Origin of the sequence: Leifsonia sp. SIMBA_070 (assembly GCF_046534635.1) — a bacterium.
GTDB lineage: Bacteria > Actinomycetota > Actinomycetes > Actinomycetales > Microbacteriaceae > Leifsonia.
On sequence record NZ_JAWRYK010000001.1, the window covers coordinates 1,442,954 to 1,461,700 of the forward strand.

The 18,747-nt window shown below is 70.1% G+C and carries 16 protein-coding genes; 10 read left to right on the forward strand and 6 right to left on the reverse strand.

Annotation, left to right across the window (positions count from 1 at the left end; translation table 11 throughout):
* Nucleotides 1-3 precede the first annotated feature (3 nt).
* A complete protein-coding gene (locus SB754_RS06790; protein ID WP_410781580.1) occupies nucleotides 4-1,401 on the forward strand; it encodes an MFS transporter in 1,398 nt (465 codons plus the stop codon).
* Here SB754_RS06790 and SB754_RS06795 read toward each other — a convergent pair.
* On the reverse strand, nucleotides 1,383-2,216 hold the full coding sequence (locus SB754_RS06795; RefSeq protein ID WP_410781581.1) for a UbiA family prenyltransferase: 834 nt from the start codon (nucleotides 2,214-2,216) through the stop codon (nucleotides 1,383-1,385). The genes SB754_RS06790 and SB754_RS06795 overlap by 19 nt on opposite strands.
* Before the next feature lie 94 nt (nucleotides 2,217-2,310).
* Here SB754_RS06795 and SB754_RS06800 point away from each other — a divergent pair, with 94 nt between their 5' ends.
* The 7 genes from SB754_RS06800 to SB754_RS06830 all read left to right on the forward strand — a co-directional run bounded on the left by SB754_RS06800 (nucleotide 2,311) and on the right by SB754_RS06830 (nucleotide 10,499).
* Entirely contained in the window at nucleotides 2,311-3,324 is a 1,014-nt protein-coding gene (locus tag SB754_RS06800) for a LacI family DNA-binding transcriptional regulator (RefSeq protein ID WP_410781582.1), read from the forward strand.
* A gap of 151 nt (nucleotides 3,325-3,475) precedes the next feature.
* A complete protein-coding gene (locus SB754_RS06805; RefSeq protein ID WP_410783276.1) occupies nucleotides 3,476-5,182 on the forward strand; it encodes a glycoside hydrolase family 13 protein in 1,707 nt (568 codons plus the stop codon).
* Between the two features lie 40 nt (nucleotides 5,183-5,222).
* Nucleotides 5,223-6,599 (forward strand): ABC transporter substrate-binding protein, encoded by a 1,377-nt coding sequence (locus SB754_RS06810; protein ID WP_410781583.1) that lies wholly within the window; start codon nucleotides 5,223-5,225, stop codon nucleotides 6,597-6,599.
* Between the two features lie 74 nt (nucleotides 6,600-6,673).
* The gene (locus SB754_RS06815; protein ID WP_410781584.1) at nucleotides 6,674-7,603 is read left to right on the forward strand and encodes a carbohydrate ABC transporter permease; all 930 of its coding nucleotides are present in this window, start codon (nucleotides 6,674-6,676) and stop codon (nucleotides 7,601-7,603) included.
* Nucleotides 7,600-8,598, forward strand: coding sequence for a carbohydrate ABC transporter permease (locus SB754_RS06820; RefSeq protein ID WP_410781585.1), 999 nt, complete (start codon nucleotides 7,600-7,602; stop codon nucleotides 8,596-8,598). Before SB754_RS06815 ends, SB754_RS06820 begins: the two co-directional genes overlap by 4 nt.
* A 16-nt stretch (nucleotides 8,599-8,614) precedes the next feature.
* A complete protein-coding gene (locus tag SB754_RS06825) occupies nucleotides 8,615-9,841 on the forward strand; it encodes a glycoside hydrolase family 3 N-terminal domain-containing protein (RefSeq protein ID WP_410781586.1) in 1,227 nt (408 codons plus the stop codon).
* Between the two features lie 109 nt (nucleotides 9,842-9,950).
* Nucleotides 9,951-10,499, forward strand: a complete 549-nt coding sequence (locus SB754_RS06830) for a YceI family protein (protein WP_410781587.1) — start codon at nucleotides 9,951-9,953, stop codon at nucleotides 10,497-10,499.
* A 115-nt stretch (nucleotides 10,500-10,614) separates the two neighbouring features.
* Here the strand turns inward: SB754_RS06830 and SB754_RS06835 are convergent, their stop codons facing one another.
* The 5 genes from SB754_RS06835 to SB754_RS06855 all read right to left on the reverse strand — a co-directional run bounded on the left by SB754_RS06835 (nucleotide 10,615) and on the right by SB754_RS06855 (nucleotide 16,558).
* The gene (locus tag SB754_RS06835; protein ID WP_410781588.1) at nucleotides 10,615-12,003 is read right to left on the reverse strand and encodes an NAD(P)/FAD-dependent oxidoreductase; all 1,389 of its coding nucleotides are present in this window, start codon (nucleotides 12,001-12,003) and stop codon (nucleotides 10,615-10,617) included.
* Between the two features lie 81 nt (nucleotides 12,004-12,084).
* Complete coding sequence (locus tag SB754_RS06840; protein WP_410781589.1) at nucleotides 12,085-13,500, reverse strand: aspartate aminotransferase family protein; 1,416 nt, start codon at nucleotides 13,498-13,500, stop codon at nucleotides 12,085-12,087.
* 2 nt (nucleotides 13,501-13,502) lie between these two features.
* The gene (locus SB754_RS06845) at nucleotides 13,503-13,985 is read right to left on the reverse strand and encodes an Lrp/AsnC family transcriptional regulator (protein ID WP_310129075.1); all 483 of its coding nucleotides are present in this window, start codon (nucleotides 13,983-13,985) and stop codon (nucleotides 13,503-13,505) included.
* 169 nt (nucleotides 13,986-14,154) lie between these two features.
* Nucleotides 14,155-15,318 (reverse strand): acyl-CoA dehydrogenase family protein, encoded by a 1,164-nt coding sequence (locus tag SB754_RS06850; RefSeq protein WP_410781590.1) that lies wholly within the window; start codon nucleotides 15,316-15,318, stop codon nucleotides 14,155-14,157.
* A gap of 55 nt (nucleotides 15,319-15,373) precedes the next feature.
* Nucleotides 15,374-16,558: a CaiB/BaiF CoA transferase family protein gene (locus tag SB754_RS06855; protein ID WP_410781591.1), complete on the reverse strand. Its 1,185-nt coding sequence runs from the start codon at nucleotides 16,556-16,558 to the stop codon at nucleotides 15,374-15,376.
* A gap of 111 nt (nucleotides 16,559-16,669) precedes the next feature.
* On the opposite strand from SB754_RS06855, the gene SB754_RS06860 reads away from it, so the two are divergent.
* Nucleotides 16,670-17,821, forward strand: coding sequence for an FHA domain-containing protein (locus SB754_RS06860; RefSeq protein ID WP_410781592.1), 1,152 nt, complete (start codon nucleotides 16,670-16,672; stop codon nucleotides 17,819-17,821).
* Entirely contained in the window at nucleotides 17,818-18,654 is an 837-nt protein-coding gene (locus tag SB754_RS06865; protein ID WP_410781593.1) for a PP2C family protein-serine/threonine phosphatase, read from the forward strand. Before SB754_RS06860 ends, SB754_RS06865 begins: the two co-directional genes overlap by 4 nt.
* Nucleotides 18,655-18,747: the final 93 nt, after the last annotated feature.

Genomic DNA, 18,747 nt, shown 5'->3' on the forward strand with positions numbered 1-18,747 from the left:
GGGATGGCCACCACCCGGATCGAACGGATGACCCCGCTGCAGTTGCGGGTCCTCCTCATCGCGATCCTGTCCAGCTTCGTCGCCTTCCTCGACGGGGCGGTGATCAACGTCGCCCTCCCGGCCATCTCACGCGATCTCGGCGGCGGCCTGCCGCTACAGCAATGGGTCGTCGACGCGTACCTCGTGACCCTTGGTTCGCTCATCCTGATCGCCGGGTCGCTGTCGGATGTCTTCGGACGCAAGCGCGTGCTCTACGCCGGGCTGATCGGGTTCGGCGTGACGTCGCTGCTCTGCGCGTTCGCGCCGACGGGGATCTTCCTGGTGCTTGCACGCGCCCTGCAGGGCGTCGCCGGCGCGCTCCTCGTGCCGAGCTCGCTGGCGATCATCATCTCCCGGTTCGAGGGCCCTGCGCAGGCGAAGGCCATCGGCCGGTGGACGGCGTGGACCGGCATCGCGATGATCGCCGGGCCGGTCGTCGGCGGCGTGTTCGTCGACACGCTGGGCTGGCGGTGGGTGTTCGTCATCAACGTCATCCCGATCGCGATCACGCTCATCCTGATGGCCGGCCTCAAGGTCACCGACCACGGCATGGGCGGCCGTGTGGATGTGCTGGGCGCGATCCTCGGTTCGGTTGGTCTCGCGGGCACCGTCTTCGCCCTGATCGAGCAGGGCACATACGGGTGGAGCAGCCCACGGGTGTGGATCCCGCTGGTGCTCGGCCTCCTGAGCCTCGCGGCGTTCTTCGTCGCCGAAACGCGGGTGAAGCAGCCCATGCTGCCGCTCGGGCTGTTCCAGGTGCACAACTTCTGGGTGGGCAACATCGCCACCGCCTTCGTCTACGCGGCTCTGTCGTTCGGTCCTCTGATCGTCACCCTCTACCTGCAGCAGGTGGCCGGCTTCTCGGCGATCGCGGCGGGCTTCGTGTTCATCCCGTCGACGCTGTGCATGCTGTTGCTGTCCGGCTTCTTCGGCGGTCTGGCGGGGCGGTACGGGCCGAGGCTGTTCATGGCGATCGGGCCCGTCATCGCGGCCGCCGGCTTCCTCTGGCTGCTGATGATGGGGGAGCAGGTGGACTACTGGACGACGCTGCTGCCGGCCGTCCTGCTCTTCGGCATCGGCCTCTCCATCACGGTCGCACCGCTGACCAGCGCCATCCTGGGCGCGATCCACCCCGAGCAGGCGGGCATCGCCTCCGCCGTCAACAACGCCGTCTCGCGGATCGCCGGGCTGCTCGCGATCGCGGCGGCGGGCATGATCATCGGTGGCACGCTCGACGAGGCGGGACTCCACCGGGCGATGATCGCGGCGGCCTTCCTGCTGCTGGTCGGCGGCGCGGTGTCGGGCGTCGGCATCCGGAACCGCCAGCGCGCGGCCGAGAAGATTCAGACGGTCACGGACTGACCGGCGAGGGCCAGCATCACCACGTCCACGATCGCGCAGGTCATGATCAGCTGCATCAGCAGTCGAGTCGGGCTTCGGCGCAGGAGCAGCACGACGCCGAGCACGGCGGCTGCCAGGCCGATCACCAGTCCGGCGATGAGCAGCGGCCGGACGGGGAGCCCCGGTCCGAAGGTGATCAGCAGGGTGGCGACGGCCAGAGCGGTGAAGGCGAGCAGCCCGCTGATCCGGGCGCCGAGGCGGTGCGGGAGGCCGCGGATGCCGGTGCGCGCGTCGTCCTCGAGGTCGGGCAGCACGTTGGTGACGTGCGCGGCGACGCCGAGCAGCGCGCCGGCAGCGAACACCCACCACTGCGGGAGCGCGGGCTGTTCCTGACCGAGGGTCGCGATGGCCGGCAGCACGCCGAAGGACACCGCGAAGGGAACCCAGGAGGAGGCCGTCGTCTTCAGCCCCAGGTTGTAGGCCCAGCCTCCGGCGATGGCGATGAGGTGCGCGACGAGTGCTCCGGCGCCGAGCGGGACGGTGATCAGGATGGCGACCACCAGGGCGACGAAGGCGGCCGTGCGCACGACGGCGACGGAGACGTCGCCGCGCGCCGCCGGCTTATCGGTCCGCTGCACCGCCCGGTCGCGAGCGGCGTCGAGCCAGTCGTTGCTCCACCCGATGGAGAGCTGGCCGAAGAGGATGGCGAGCCCGAGGACGGCGAGGCGGCCGGGCGGATAGCCGAGACCGACGCCGAGCCCCACCGCGATGACCGTGACGACGACCGTCGGCCCCGGATGACTGGCGAGCAGGAGGGAGAGCACCTTCTTCGCCATGCCCGCCATGCTATCCCGCCCCGTTCCCGAGCCATCCCCGTTCATTCTGCAAAAGACTTGCGCGAATCTGCAAGAAGTTGCGTACACTGTCGCCATGTCGAAACGACTCGCCGAAGTGGCCCGCAAGGTGGGCGTCAGCGAAGCAACGGTCAGCCGCGTGCTCAACGAGAAGCCCGGAGTGTCGGAGGCGACACGCCAGGCCGTCCTGACGGCGCTGGACGTGCTCGGCTACGAACGGCCCACCAAGCTGCGCGGGGAGCGCGCGCGGCTCGTCGGCCTGGTACTGCCCGAGCTGCAGAACCCGATCTTCCCCGCCTTCGCCGAGATCCTCGGGGGTGCGCTGGCCCAGAACGGCTACACGCCGGTGCTGTGCACCCAGACCGCCGGCGGCATCTCCGAGGCCGACTACGTCGACCTCCTGCTTCAGCAGCAGGTGTCCGGCGTCGTGTTCGTGGGCGGCGCCTACGCCCAGAGGGATGCGGACCACGCCCACTACGCACGGCTCGCCGACCTGAACCTGCCCACCGTCCTGGTCAATGCGCCGGTGGACTCCCTCCACTTCGCCACCGTTTCCTGCGACGACGTGGTCGCCACGCGGCAGGCCCTGACGCACCTGCGCTCGCTCGGCCACGAGCGCATCGGCCTGTTGCTCGGACCGCGCGACCATGTGCCGTCGCAGCGCAAGCTGGAGGCCGCCCGGCGCCTCGCGGAGAGCTGGGGCGCGCCGCTGGACGAGTCCCTCGTCGTGCACTCGCTGTACTCGCTGGAGGCGGGACAGGCGGCGGCGACCCGGCTCCTGTCGGCAGGGGTGAGCGCCATTCTGTGCGCGAGTGACCCGATGGCACTGGGCGCGATCCGGGCGGCACGCCGGGCCGGGCTCTCCGTCCCGCGGGATGTGTCGATCGTCGGCTACGACGACTCCGCTCTGATGAACTGCACGGAGCCGCCACTGACGACCATCCGGCAGCCCATCGAGCCGATGGGACGCACCGTCATCGAGCTGCTGCTCCGGCAGATCTCGAGCGATTCGGCGATCCGCGATGAGCTGTTCTTCGAGCCCGAACTGGTCGTGCGTGGGTCGACGGGGCCGGCTCCGCAGAGGTCGTAACGCCGCAAACGGCCGCAAAAGTACGCAAACCAATTACTCACTGTTGAGTTCTTGCGTCGATCTGTCGCGTTAGCTACATTTCGGTGAAACGACGACGGCGCCGCACGGCCCGTCGCGACGACCGAAGGGCCTCAGTGTGGATCTCACCGTGATGGACGGCGACAGCAGCTCGGCGACCGCCGACGGCGCCGCGGCGCCTGCGCCTCCCACCGACGATGCCGACTGGTGGCGCAGCGCGGTCATCTACCAGATCTACCCGCGGAGCTTCGCCGACGGGAACGGCGACGGCGTCGGCGACCTGGCCGGAGTGCGGGAGCACCTCCCGTACCTCGCGGAGCTCGGCGTCGATGCGCTCTGGTTCACGCCCTGGTACGAGTCCCCACTCGCGGACGGCGGCTACGACGTGGCCGACTACCGCAGCATCCACCCGGCCTTCGGCGACCTGAGCGAGGCCGAGGCGCTGATCCGCGAAGCCCTGGGGCTCGGCATCCGCACCATCGTCGACATCGTGCCCAACCACGTCTCCGACCGGCACCGCTGGTTCCAGGAGGCCCTGGCGTCGCCGCCGGGATCGCCGGAGCGGGAGCGGTTCTGGTTCCGGCCCGGTCGCGGGGCGACGGGCGACGGCATGCCCACGGAATGGCGTTCGAACTTCTCCGGTGACACGTGGACGCGCACCACGAACCCCGACGGGACACCCGGCGAGTGGTACCTTCACCTGTTCAGCCCGCAGCAGCCGGACCTCAACTGGGACCATCCGGAGGTGCGCCGCGAGCACGAGGACCTGCTGCGCTTCTGGTTCGACCGCGGCGTGGCCGGCGTGCGGATCGACTCCGCCGCTCTGCTCGTGAAGGACCCGGCGTTGCCCGAGGTGCCAGACGAGCCGGGCGCAGGAGAGCACCCGACGCAGGACCGGGACGAGCTGCACGAGATCTACCGCGACTGGCGCTCCATCGCCGACGGCTACCCGGGCACCCGGGTGCTGGTGGGGGAGTTGTGGCTGCCGGACATCGAGCGGTTCGCCCGGTACCTGCGCCCGGACGAACTGCACACGGCCTTCAACTTCGACTTCCTGGCCCGTCCCTGGGATGCCCGGGAGCTGCGAGCCTCCATCGACCAGACGCTCGCGGCGCACGCCCCGGTGCACGCCCCGAGCACCTGGGTGCTGTCCAACCACGACGTCACCCGGGCGGTCACCCGCTATGGACGCGCCGACTCGTCCTTCGCCTTCGCGACGAAGCGCAAGGGCACGCCGACCGATCTGGGGCTGGGCCGCCGCCGGGCGAGGGCGGCCGCACTGCTGACCGCCGCGCTGCCCGGTTCGCTGTACATCTACCAGGGCGACGAGCTGGGGCTGCCGGAAGTGGAGGACCTGCCCGACGAGCTGCGCGAGGACCCGATGCACGAGCGCTCCGGCGGCGTGGACCCGGGCCGCGACGGCTGCCGGGTCCCGCTGCCCTGGCGGGGGAGCACCCCGCCGTTCGGCTTCAGCCCCGACGGCGCCACGGCGCCTCCGTGGCTTCCGCAGCCGGCGGACTGGGCCGGGCTCACCGTTCAGGCGCAGCAGAGCGATCCGTCGTCGATGCTGTGGCTGTACCGCCAGGCGCTCCGCATCCGCCGCGCCGAGCCGGGGCTGGGCGACGGGCCGCTCGTCTGGCTCGACGCTCCCGACGGCGTCCTCGCGTTCTCCCGCGGAGCCGCCTTCGCCAGCGTGACCAACCTCTCCGGCGCTCCGGTCGCTCTGCCGGAGCACCAGGCGATCCTGCTCAGCAGCTCTCCGCTCGCCGGCGGGCTGCTCCCTCCCGACTCCACGGTGTGGCTGCGGACGCAGCGGCCCGCGGAGCACCTCACCACCTGAATCGCACCATCCACGCATCACATTCGAAAGGGTTCGGACAATGAAGTCACCACGCACCATCGCGGCAGTCGCCGCGATCACCATCGCCGGGGCCGGGCTCCTGGCCGGATGCTCGTCATCCGGCGGGGACTCCGCGGACGGCAAAGTCCACATCACGGTCGCCAGCCTCATCCCGGGCAGCGACAAGTCGGCGTTCAAAGCGTTCGACGACCGGGTCAAGGAGTTCGAGAAGGCCAACCCGAACATCGTCGTGAAGTCCGAGGAATACCAGTGGACCGGACCGACGTTCGCCACGCAGCTCGCCGGCGGCACCCTCCCGGACGTCTTCAACGTGCCGTTCACCGACTCGCAGTCGCTGCTGCAGGCGGGCCAGCTCGCCGACATCACGGCCGAGGTGAACAAGCTGCCGTACGCGAAGAAGTTCAACGAGAACGTGCTCGCCGTCGCGAAGTCGGGCGACAAGATCTACGGGATCCCGTACGGCCCGTACGCCATGGGCCTCTCGTACAACCGCGACATCTTCCAGAAGGCCGGTCTCGACCCGGATAAGCCGCCGACGACCTGGGACGAGGTCCGCCAGGACGCGAAGACCATCTCCGAGAAGGTGCCGGGCGTCGCCGGCTACATGCAGATGACGCAGGGCAACACCGGCGGCTGGGAGCTGACCACCACCGTCTACGCACGCGGCGGCCGGATGGAGACCACCGACGGCGGCAAGACCAAGGTCACCACGAACAACCCGGTGACCAAGGACGCCCTGCAGTGGCTGCACGACGTGCGCTGGGAGGACAACGCGGCGGGCAGCAACTTCCTTCTCGACTGGAGCGGCATCAACCAGGCGTTCGGCGCCGGTCAGATCGCGATGTACCCGTCGGGTTCCGACGTGCTCACCTCCCTGGTGCAGCAGAACAACGTCGACCCGAAGAACTACGGCCTGACCATGCTGCCGATCGACGCCAGCAACTCCGACGCGGGCGTCCTCGGCGGCGGCAACGTCGCCGCGGTGAGCCCCAAGTCGTCGCAGGCGCAGAAGGACGCCGCGGTGAAGTGGATCGACTTCTACTACATGCAGAAGCTGCTCAACCAGGAGCAGGCGGTCGCCGACGCGAAGGTTCTCGTGAAGTCGGGTCAGCCGGTAGGCGTGCCCACCCTCCCCGTGTTCGACAAGGCCACCTACGACCAGAACATGTCGTGGATCAAGGACCAGATCAACGTTCCGCAGGAGAACGTGGCGCCGTTCACCGACAAGATCTTCGACGCCGACCTCGTCCCGGAGCCGAACAAGCACACGCAGGAGCTGTACGGCGCGCTCGACTCGGTCGTGCAGGCGGTGCTGACCGACAAGAACGCGAACGTCGACCAGCTGCTCAGCAAGGTCGACAGCGACATCCAGAAGCTCGTCGACGCCGACAAGTAGGCCGACGAACCCACCGGCCGGCGGGGAGCCCTGTGCTTCCCGCCGGCCCCGTCCTCTTCGATGTGGAGAACCCGATGACAGCGATCGACCGGACGCGCGTGCGTCCGAGGCGCACGCCCGCGACCTGGCTCCGCGGCGGCGGGCTCAGCACCCTCCTCTTCCTGCTGCCGATGCTCCTGATCTTCGGGATCTTCTCGTGGTGGCCGATCGTGCGCAGCGTCGTGATGAGCTTCCAGCACACCAACCTCGTCAGCGCGCCGACCTGGGTCGGCTGGGACAACTTCGTCCAGGTGGTGAACGATCCGCTGTTCTGGACGGCGGTCGGCAACACGGGGTGGTTCGCCCTGCTGGCGCTCGTGCTCGGCTACCCCATCCCGCTGATCGCCGCGGTGCTGATGAGCGAGGTGAAGCGCGCGAAGGGGCTCTACAGTGCGCTCGCCTATCTGCCCGTCGTGGTCCCGCCGGTGGTCGCGGTGCTGCTCTGGAAGTTCTTCTACGACGCCCGGCCGGACGGCGTCTTCAACACGATCCTCGGTTGGGTCGGCATCCCGCCGCAGCCGTGGATCCAGTCGGCCGTGCAAGCGATGCCTTCCCTGGTGGTGGAGGCGACGTGGGCGGCCGCGGGCGGCACCATCATCATCTACCTGGCAGCGATCACCGGTGTGGCGCCCGAGCTGTACGACGCCGCCGAAGTCGACGGAGCAGGGATCTGGCAGAAGATCTGGCACGTCACCCTCCCGCAGCTGCGGGGCGTGCTCCTCATCACGCTGATCCTGCAGATCATCGGGACGGCGCAGGTCTTCCTCGAGCCGTTCCTGTTCACCGGAGGCGGCCCGGTCGATTCGACGGTGACCATCCTGCTGCTGATCTACCGCTACGCCTTCCAGAACTCGCTCGGCGGCGACTACGGCGCGGCGACCGCGCTGAGCCTGCTCCTCGCGGCGTTCCTTGCCGTGCTGTCGCTCGTGTACTTCCGCCTCACCAAGTCCTGGAGCCAGAATTGACCACCACGACCTCCCTCCCGCCCGAAGTCCGGAACGTCCTCGCCGACGTGATCGAGGAGGGCGGCGCGCCCGAGCCTCCGCGTCGCCGCCGCCGACGGCGCAGGGCGGGCGAGGAGGCGGGCGACCGCGGCATCCTCTCCGTCTCGGACCGCCGCAAGAGCGGGGTGCGCTGGGGCGCCCGGACCGTCCACGGCCTCCTGCTGCTCGTCCTGCTCGTGGTGGGCCTCGGACCGCTGCTGTGGCTCGCCAAGTCGGCCATCACGCCCACCGTGGACACCCTCCGTACGCCGATGGCGCTGTTCCCGCACGGTGTGGACTGGGCGAACCTGTCCACAGCGTGGTCCACCGTCCACATCGACGTGCAGTTCGTCAACACGATCTGGGTGGCCGCCGGCTCGTGGGCGGCGCAGATCCTGGTGGCGACGACGGCGGGCTACGCGCTCAGTGTGCTGCGGCCGGCGTACGGGAGAGTGCTCTACGGGCTCATCCTCACCACCCTCTTCGTGCCGTCGGTGGTGCTGCTCGTGCCGCTCTACCTCACCATCCTGAACCCGCCGCTGCTCGGGCAGTCGCTGATCAACACGTTCTGGGCGGTCTGGCTGCCTGCCGGCGCGAGCGCGTTCAACGTCGTGCTGGTGAAACGGTTCTTCGACAACCTGCCGCGCGAGATCTTCGAGGCTGCGCGGACCGACGGGGCCGGACCGTTCCGGCTGTTCTGGTCGATCGTGCTGCCGATGTCGAAGCCGATCCTCGGCGTCGTGTCGGTGTTCGCGATCATCGCCGCCTGGAAGGACTACCTCTGGCCGCTGCTCGTGCTGCGCGACCCGGCGATCCAGCCGCTCTCGGTCCGCCTCCCCACCCTGCAGGCGGCCATCCAGCTCGACGTGTACCTGGCGGCGCTCGCCATCTCGACGCTCATCCCGATCGCCCTGTTCCTCGTGTTCCAGGGGCTGTTCCTGCGCAGCGCGGGTCTCGGAGGCGCCGTCAAGGGGTGACGGCTAGCATCGAGGGATGCGCAGAGCCGGGCGGTGGACGGCCGCGGTCGTGACCGCGGCGCTGGCGGCGACCCTCGTCGGGTGCGCAGCCGCGGCGCCGGGCGAAGGGCGGAGTGCCGGAGCGGAGCCTCGTGGGGGCGCGTCGGCGCGGTCTTCTGTTCCTGGCGCGCCGTCGGCCTCGGGGTCATCGTCGCCCTTGCCGTCATCCGCGCCCTCGGCCGACCCTGTCGCCGCGTACGCCCGTCAGCGGCTGAGCAACATGACCCTCCGTCAGAAGGCCGCGAGCCTGTTCATGCTGCACCTTCCCGGCACGGACCCGGCGGCCCTGCGCGGCTTCATCGATCGGTACGGGCTCGGCGGCATGATCCTGATGGGCGACAACATCCCCGGCTCGCCGGCGCAGCTGGCCGCGCAGACGGCGGCGATGAAGGCCTCCGACCCGGGGCTGCCGCCGCTGATCGGGATCGACGAGGAGGGCGGAGACGTCACCCGTCTGCCCTGGGACGATCAGCCGGGCGCCGAGACGCTCCGGCGGGAGGACGCCTCGGCCACGAAGGCCGCGTTCGCCCGCCGGGCGCAGCTGCTGCAGCAGGCGGGAGTCTCGGTGAACTTCGGCACGGTCGCCGACGTCACCGCCGATCCGTCGTCGTTCATCGCCGACCGGGTGCTCGGCACCGACCCGGCGGGGTCTGCGGCACGTGTCGCGGCCTCCGTCGCCGGGGAGCGGGGTGCGGTGCTCAGCACCCTCAAGCACTTCCCGGGGCACGGCGAGAGCGAGGCGGACTCTCACCACGCCATCCCGTCGACCGCCGTGTCGAAAGCCGACTGGGCCGTGCGGGACGCCCCCAGCTTCCGCGCCGGCGTCGGAGCGGGAGCCGAGCTGGTGATGTTCGGGCACCTCGCGTACACGCAGGTGGATGCGGCGCCCGCCTCCCTCTCGGCCGCCTGGCATCGCATGCTGACGGACGAGCTCGGGTTCCGTGGCGCCTCCATCACCGACGATCTGCGCATGCTGCAGGACTCCGGGCTGCCGCAGTACCAGGATCCGGGGGAGAACGCGGTGCAGGCGATCGCCGCGGGCAACACGATGGTGCTGGATGTGATCCCGACCGGGGAGGACCCCGGCGCGCTGATCGATGCGGTCGTGTCTGCGGTGCAGCAGGGGCGCATCCCGGTCGCGCAGGTCGACGCGGACGCCCTGAAACTGCTCGAACTGCGTCGGTCGCTGGCGCCGAAAGAGTGACGCGTCAACTTTTTTTCGGATTTCCGGAATAGACCGGAGATCGATGCGCTTGCATGGTCTTGACGCGGGGCGGAAGGGCCGCCCGGCGCGCGACTTCTAGGAGACATCCGTGAGCATTGAGATCCCCGGCTACAAGGCAGGCACCTGGACCATCGACCCGACCCACAGCGAGGTCGGCTTCAGCATCCGCCACCTCATGATCAGCAAGGTCAAGGGCGTGTTCGAGAACTTCGACGCCACCTTCGTCACCGCCGAGAACCCGCTCGACTCGAAGGTCACCGCGAAGGCCGACGTCGCCTCCATCAACACCAAGGACAAGAACCGCGACGCGCACCTCCGCACCGGTGACTTCTTCCTCGCCGACGAGCACCCGACCATCGACTTCGTGTCGACCGGCGTCCGCCACGAGGACGGCGAGTTCCTGGTCGACGGCGACCTGACGATCAAGGGCGTCACCAAGCCGGTCACCTTCGAGTTCGACTTCGGCGGCTTCGGTCAGGACCCGTACGGCAACTACAAGGCCGGCGCGACCGCGAAGACCAAGATCAACCGCGAAGAGTTCGGCCTCACCTATAACGCGGCGCTCGAGACCGGCGGCATGCTGCTCGGCGACGAGGTCACCATCACCCTCGAGCTCCAGGCCGTCCTCGCCGCCTGACCCCCTCCGCACCCCAACCCCCACCGTCGAGTCCACAAGAACTGCACGTTTCGCAGCCGAAAACGTGCAGAAATCGTGTACTCGACGGTGGGGGTTGTGCGTTTGAGGAGGCGGGTCAGTGGCCGAGGAGAGGGGAGAGGACGCGCGAGACGACGGAGGGGCGCCGGGTGACGGACTCCTCCAGGTCGGCGGACTCCATGGCCAGGAGGCCGGCGTTGGCGCCGGCGAAGCGCATCGGCTCCGGCTCCCAGTGCGGTGAGCGGTGGCCGACCCACGGGAGCGCGGTGAGCGACGTGCGGGAGCCGGTGAGCAGGTCGGCGAGCGTGCGGCCGGCGAGGTTCGTCGTGCTGAGGCCGTCGCCGACGTAGCCGCCCGCCCAGGCCTCCCGCGCGTCGCGGTCGAAGCCGACGCTCGCGTGCCAATCGCGCGGCACCCCGAGCGGCCCGCCCCAGTGGTGCGTGATCCGGGCGCCCGCCGCATCCGGGAACAGGTCGAACAGCGTCCGGATGAGATGCTCGCGCACCCGCGGCGACCGGTCGTAGCCGGGCTGGATGGCGCTGCCGGCGTGATACCGCGCCCCGCGCCCGCCGAACGCGAACCGGTTGTCGGCGGTCCGCTGCCCGTAGACGATGAGGTTGCGGAAGTCGGTGAAGGTCTGGCCGTGCTCGATTCCGATCCGGTCCCAGGTGGCGTCGGGCAGCGGTTCGGTCGCGATCATCAGCGAGTACAGCGGGAGGATGCGGCGGCCGACCTGGGGCAGCTGCGAGCCGTAGCCTTCTGTGGCGTTCACCACGACGCCCGCGCGTACGGTCCTGTCGACGCCGCCGGAGCGGGCGCGCACCGTCCCGGAATCCCACGACAGCACCTCGGTGCCCTCCGCGATCGTCGCGCCCCGGCGCTCCACGCCGCGCGCGAGGCCGCGCACCAGCTTGGCCGGGTGGATGCGCGCGCACGCGGGCGTGAATGTCGCCGCCACCGCATCCCCCGCCCTGAAGCGCTGCCGCACGGTGCCGGTGCCCCAGAGCGCGACCTGGTCGACGCCGTAGCGCTCCGACTCCTCGAACTCGGCGCGGGCCGCCGCCAGCTGCGGCGCCGACCGGGCGAAGGTGACCGTTCCACCGCGTGCGTAGTCGATGTCGATGCCCTCGGTCTCGGCGACCCGCCCCACCTCGTCGACGGTGTCCACCATGGCGCGCCGCGTCGCGACGGCGGCGTCGAAGCCGTACCGCTTCTCCAGCTTGGAGGCCGACCACGGGAACAGGGAGGAGCACCAGCCGCCGTTGCGGCCGGAGGCGCCGAAGCCGGCGACCTCCTTCTCCAGCAGCACGATCCGGAGGTCCGGGTCGCGCTCCTGCAGGTAGTAGGCGGTCCACAGGCCGGTGAGGCCCGCGCCGACGATGGCGACATCCGCCTCCGCGTCGCTGCTGAGACCGGGCCGGGGGCGGAAGCCGTCCTCCTGCTCGGCGATCGAGTCGAACCAGAAGCCGACGCTGCGGTAGTCCATGTCTCTCCCCTTAACCCAGTGGTCCCAACACGCCGTTATGGTCACGGACGTGACGGCGTGTTGGGACCAGCGGATGCCGAATTACAGGTGGTTGGATGCCTCCGTCAGCACCGACTCCAGGATCTGGCGGATCTCGACGAACTCGTCCGGGCCGATCGTGAGCGGCGGCGCGAGCTGGACGACGGGGTCGCCGCGGTCGTCGGCGCGGCAGTACAGGCCGGCGTCGAAGAGCGCCTTGGACAGGAACCCGCGGAGCAGGCGCTCCGACTCGTCGTCGTCGAAGGTCTCCTTGGTGTTCTTGTCCTTGACCAGCTCGATGCCGAAGAAGTACCCGGCGCCGCGCACGTCGCCGACGATCGGCAGGTCGAGCAGCTTCTCGAGCTCTGCGCGGAACAGCGGCGAGTTCTCGCGCACGCGCTCGTTGAGCCGCTCCTCCTCGAAGATGTCGAGGTTGTCCAGCGCCACCGCGGCGGACACCGGGTGACCGCCGAAGGTGTAGCCGTGGTAGAACGACGTGTTGCCGTGCTTGAACGGCTCGTACAGGCGGTCGCTGATGATCGTCGCGCCGATGGGGGAGTACCCGCTGGTCATGCCCTTGGCGCAGGTGATCATGTCCGGCACGTAGCCGTACTCGTCGCAGGCGAACATGTGGCCGATGCGTCCGAAGGCGCAGATGACCTCGTCGCTGACCATGAGCACGTCGTACTTGTCGCAGATCTCGCGCACCCGCTGGAAGTAGCCGGGGGGAGGCGGGAAGCAGCCGCCGGAGTTCTGCACCGGCTCGAGGAAGATCGCCGCGACGGTCTCCGGGCCCTCGAACTGGATCATCTCCTCGATGCGGTTCGCGGCCCAGACGCCGAACGCCTCGATGTCGTCGCTCGGTGCGCCCATCTCGTCGGCGCGGTAGAAGTTGGTGTTCGGGACGCGGAACCCGCCGGGGGTGAGCGGCTCGAACATCTCCTTCATGGCCGGGATGCCGGTGATTGCCAGCGCGCCCTGCGGCGTGCCGTGGTAGGCGACGGCGCGGGAGAGCACCTTGTGCTTGGTGGGCCGGCCCTGCAGCTTCCAGTAGTACTTCGCCAGCTTGAAGGCGGTCTCGACGGCCTCGCCGCCGCCGGTGGAGAAGAAGACGCGGTTCAGGTCGCCCGGCGCGTAGGAGGCGAGCCGGTCGGCCAGCTCGATCGCGTTGGGGTGGGCGTACGACCAGATCGGGAAGAAGGCCAGCTGCTCCGCCTGCTTCGCCGCCGTCTCGGCCAGGCGCTTGCGGCCGTGGCCCGCGTTCACCACGAACAGCCCGGAGAGGCCGTCGATGTACTGCTTGCCGCGGGAGTCCCAGATGTGGTGCCCCTCGCCCCGCGTGATGATGGGGACGCCGTGGCCCTCCTCCATCACCGACTGACGGGCGAAATGCATCCACAGGTGGTCGCGCGCTTTGGCCTGCAGCGCCGCCTCCTCGGCCGCGATCGGTTCGCCGAACGTTTCTACGGTTGTCGTCATGGTTATCGCGTTCCCCAGTTGTAGAACTGCTTGTGGAGTTTCAGATACACGAACGTCTCGGTGGAGAGCACGCCCTCCAGCGTCCGGATCTCGGAATTGAGCATCGTGATGAGGTCGAGGTCGTTCTCGCACACCACCTCGGCGAGGATGTCGAAGGTGCCGGCTGTCAGCACCACGTAGTCCACGTCCGGCATGGCCGCCAGCTTGTCGGCGACCGCACGCGTGTCGCCTGTGCACCGCACGCCGATCATCGCCTGCCGGTAGAAGCCGAGCTGCATCGGGTCGGTCACGGCCACGATCTGCATCACACCCGATTCGGTGAGCTTCTGCACGCGCTGGCGCACAGCCGCTTCGCTGAGACCGACGGCCTTGCCGATCTCGGCGTACGACTTGCGGCCGTCCACCTGCAACTGCTCGATGATCGCCTTCGAAACGTCATCGATGGTCGCAGCCTTCTGGCCGTTCGTTGCCCGAGGGGTACTCATGGACCGATTCTGTCAGCGGATCGGGGATCGGGCAAGCGATTCCGCACCAATCTGGGCATCCTGGTGACGAAATCAGTAGGCTGCGGGCATGAACACACCCGAACTGCGGAACTTCGTCGGGTCGTACATCGGGGAGTAGTCGCCGGGTGCGGCGTCGTGGGTCGCGCGCTCACCCGAACGCGGCCAGCCCGGTCAGTGCGCGTCCGAGCACGAGCGTGTGGATCTCGTCGGTGCCCTCGTAGGTGCGGACCGACTCCAGGTTGGCGAGGTGCCGCATCACCGGGAACGCGCTGGTGATGCCGTCGCCGCCGAGGATGGTGCGCGCCTCGCGGGCGATCGCCAGCGCCTCCCGCACGCTGTTCAGCTTGCCGACGCTGATCTGGGTCGGCGTGAGGCGGCCAGCCTCCTTCAGCCGGCCGAGGTGCAGCGCGAGCAGCATCCCCTTCTCGTACTCGACCAGCATGTTCGCCAGCTTCTCCTGGATGAGCTGGGTCGCGCCGATCGGACGGCCGAACACCTCGCGGGTCGTCGCCCGGTGGATGGACACCTCCAGGCAGTCGCGGGCGGCGCCCATCGCGCCCCAGACGATCCCGTACCGCGCCTCGTTCAGGCAGGAGAACGGGCCCGAGAGGCCGCGGGCCCCCGGCAGTTGCGCCGAGGCGGGCACCCGGACGTCGTCGAGCACGACGTCGCACTGCACCGACGCCCGCATCGACAGCTTGCCGCCGATCGGCGTCGCCGCGAACCCGGGAGTGCCGGTGGGGACCAGGAACCCGCGCACGCCGTCGTCCGTCGCCGCCCACACCACGGCGACGTCCGCGAGGGAGGCCAGGCCGATCCAGCGCTTTGTGCCGGAGATCAGCCAGTCGTCCCCGTCGCGGCGGGCGTGCGTGCGCATCGCCGCCGGGTCGCTGCCGCCCTCGGGTTCGGTGAGGGCGAAGCAGCCGATCCGCTCCCCGCGCGCCATCGGCGGCAGCCACTCGGCCTTCTGCTCGTCGGATCCGAACTTCGATATCGCACTCATCGCCAGTGAGCCCTGCACGGACACGAAGGTGCGCCAGCCACTGTCCGCGGCCTCCAGTTCGTGGCACACCAGGCCGTAGCCGACCGCACCGGCACCGGCGCACCCCTCGTCCTTCAGGTGCATGCCGAGCACACCGAGCGCGCCGAGCTCGCCGACGAGTTCGCGACGGAAGCGCTGGTCCTCGAAGTCCTGCTCGATCACCGGCCGGATGCGCTCGGTCGCGAAGGCGCGCACCCGGTCCCGCCAGCCGCGCTCCTCGTCGGAGAGCAGGTGGTCGATGGTGAACGCCTCGTCGAGGGTCGTCGTCACGGTGTGTCCTTTCGCCGGGATGCAGGAGTGCGGGATGCGGGAGTGCGGGATGCGGTCAGCGGGGGTCGCGAGCGGAGTCCGCGGCTGCGGGAGTCTCGTCCGCCCAGCGGGCATCGTGCTCGCCGAGCAGCGGGGGCGGGGTCCGATGTACGGCGGGAGCGGTGTCGAGGTGGATGGGCGTGGCGGGCTGGCGGGACGTCCGTCCCGTTGCCGGGTCGACCGTCGTCACGACCGGCTCTCGCCCGAGTGACCGGGCGAACGCGAACGCCTCGGCGACGTCGTTGACGAGGCCGGCCGGGACGCGCGCTGCGGTGAGCACCTCTACCCACGCGGCGGCCGGCCGTGTCGTGAGCACCGCCTCCAGCGCCTCCCGGAGCTCGACGCGGTGGGCGACTCGCGCCTCGTTGGTGACGAACCGGACGTCGTCGGCGAGCTCGGGGAGTCCGAGCGCCGTCGTCAGCGCGGCGAACTGCCGGTCGTTCCCGACCGCGACCACGAGCTCCCGGTCGGAGGCCCGGAACAGTTCGTACGGCGCGATGCTGGGGTGGGCGTTGCCCAGCCGCGCAGGGGCGGCTCCGGTCGTGAGGGTGCTCGAGGCCTGGTTGGTGAGGGCGGCGAGGAGCGAGCCGAGGAGGTCGACATCCACTCGCGAGCCTCGCCCGGTCGACTCCCGCTGCCGCAGCGCGAGCAGGATGCCGGAGAACGCGTTGAGACCGGTGAGCACGTCGACGAGTGCCACGCCGACCTTGCTCGGCTCACCGTCCGGCGCACCGGTGATGCTCATCAGGCCGCCGACCGCCTGCACCAGGAGGTCGTAGCCGGGGAGGTCGCCTCCTGGGTCGCGGCCGAACCCGGTGATCGAGCAGTAGACGAGCCGCGGATTGACGGCGCGGAGGGCCGCCTCGTCGAGCCCGAAACGCTCCATGACGCCCGGCCGGAAGTTCTCGACGACCACGTCGGCGGTCCGCGCGAACCGGACGGCCTTCGCACACCCCTCCGCCGTTCCGAGGTCGCAGACCACGGAGCGCTTGCCGCGGTTGACGGCGCCGAAGTAGGTCGACTCGCCGGTATCGTCCACCGGAGGCCTCCAGGCGCGGGTCTCGTCGCCGGAGGGGCTCTCGATCTTGACGACGTCTGCGCCGAAGTCGGCGAGCATCATGGTGGCGTACGGCCCGGCGAGCACGCGGGAGAAGTCGGCGACTCGGATCCCGCTCAGGACACCGGGGATGCCTTCGGCCATGCTCGCTCCTTCGCTCAGGCGGATTCATCCTAGGGTCATGGTGTCCACGATCCGGTCGGTGATCCCTCCGCGGTCGGGCTACACTCGCATCGACCACGAGAGGAGCCGACGATGACAGGCGGCTTCATCCGGTACGCCCCCACGGCCGGGCCCTCCCGTTGGCTGCTCATCGCCGGGCGCCGCTTCGTCGCCGCCGTCGAGAGCACCGCCTCCGACGAGATCGTCGACGCCGTGTACTGGCTCGCCGACTCCGACCTGGCAACGATCGAGTCGGTCGTCGGCGCGTTCCCGCTGGCCGGGCCCGACAGTGTGCGGTCGTTCGCGGTCGCTGAGGTGGCGGAGCCGAACGCGGCGGGCGAGGTCACCGTGACCGCGGTGGTCCGGGGCTCGGCGGCGATCGACGTCTTCTCGGTGGGAGGCGCGCGCCGTTTCTCCGCCGCCGGCGTCCAGCCCTGGGTGCTGGCCGAGTTCCGGAGCGTGACCGGGCTCGTGCTCCAGGGCGACGATGCGGCGACGGGACCGGTCGCTCGACTCGCCATCGGCTCCCTGCCGCTCCGGATCGGGGTGGCCGACGGCGAGCTGCTCACCTGGACGCTCACCCCGATCGACCGCGCCGAGCGCAACGCGGCGAGCGGATCCTCCGGGGAGGCCGCCGCGGCGACCGGGCCCGCGCGAGACTCGCCCGCGGAGGGACCAGCCGCGGAGGAGACCATCATCCGTGACCGCAATCGCAGCTCGAGCCTGTTCGGGCACGGCGCAGGCGGGATTCAGGAGGTCGACCAGGAAGTCGACCCGGAAGTCGTTCCGCCTGCCGTGCACCCGGCGGTGCACGAGTTGCCCGGCGCGGTGGACATCGAGGAGCCGCCGGCCTCGAAGCCCGCGGCGCCGGAGCCTGCGCCCGCCGCGCTCCGGCTCTTCGCCGCCCGCCTCCCGAACGGCGAGACGCTCCCGCTGGACGCGCCACTGCTGGTGGGCCGCCGACCCGCCCTCGCCCGCGTCGAGCCGGGCGCCCCGCCGCGCCTCGTGACGGTCGTCTCCCCGACGCAGGAGGTCTCCTCGACCCATGCCCGCATCGAGCAGTCCGGGGAGGCCGTCGTGGTCACCGACCTGCGCTCGACGAACGGAACGGTCGTGACCGGCCCAGCCGGCGCGCGCCGCCTGAGGCCGGGGGAGTCCGTCGTCGTCCCGGCCGGCGCGAGGGTCGAGATCGGCGACGGTAATATCATCGAGATCACGGCCCGACGAGACGAAGGACGCGAGTGACCCAGATCGGTCGCAGCAGCAGACGCCACAGTGTGGGCGTCCCCGGCGATTCCGACGCGCGCATCAGTCTCTCCTGGGCGGCGCTCAGCGACACGGGCTACCGGCGCAGCGTCAACGAGGACAGCCTCCTTGCGCGGTCGCCCATCTTCGCCGTCGCCGACGGGATGGGCGGGCACACCGCCGGGGACTTCGCCAGCACGGCGGTGGTCACCCGGCTCGCCGAGAAGGTGAAGGCCGACTTCGTGGGCGAGGTCGCCCTGACCGAGGCGCTCCGCGCGGCGGTCGACGACATGAGCCGCGGTGTCGGCCACACCGACCTCGGGACCGGGACGACGGTGACCGGGATCGCCCTGACCCTGGTCGACGGCTCGCCGTACTGGCTCGTGTTCAACATCGGCGACTCCCGCGTCTACAGCTACCGCGACGGCACGCTCGAGCAGCTGACGGTCGATCACTCGATCGTGCAGGAGCTGCTCGATGCGGGCGCGATCACTCCGGCGGAGGCCGAGGTGCACCCCCACAGCAACGTCATCACGCGTGCGGTCGGGTTCAACGAGGACCCGGTCCCCGACTACTTCCTGCTGCCGATCGTCGCGGGCTCGCGCCTGCTGGTGTGCTCCGACGGCCTCACCAAAGAGCTGACGGAGCACGGCATCCGCTACTTCCTGGGCGAGGGGTCGTCCCCGCTCGACGCGGCGCAGCAGTTGATGGATGCGGCCCTTGGCAACGGAGGTCGCGACAACGTGACCGTGGTGGTGGTCGACGTGCTCGCCACGCCGGAGTCCGGCTCCCACCGCGACGGCGAGTCGAGACGGGCTGCGCGCCGGCACTGAAACTGTCCCCCGACTTGGGGGTAATCGAGTTGTCCCCAGTGCGGGTCCGGCCCAGCAGATGCCCGGGAGCGGCTGCCTACAATTGTCAAACGC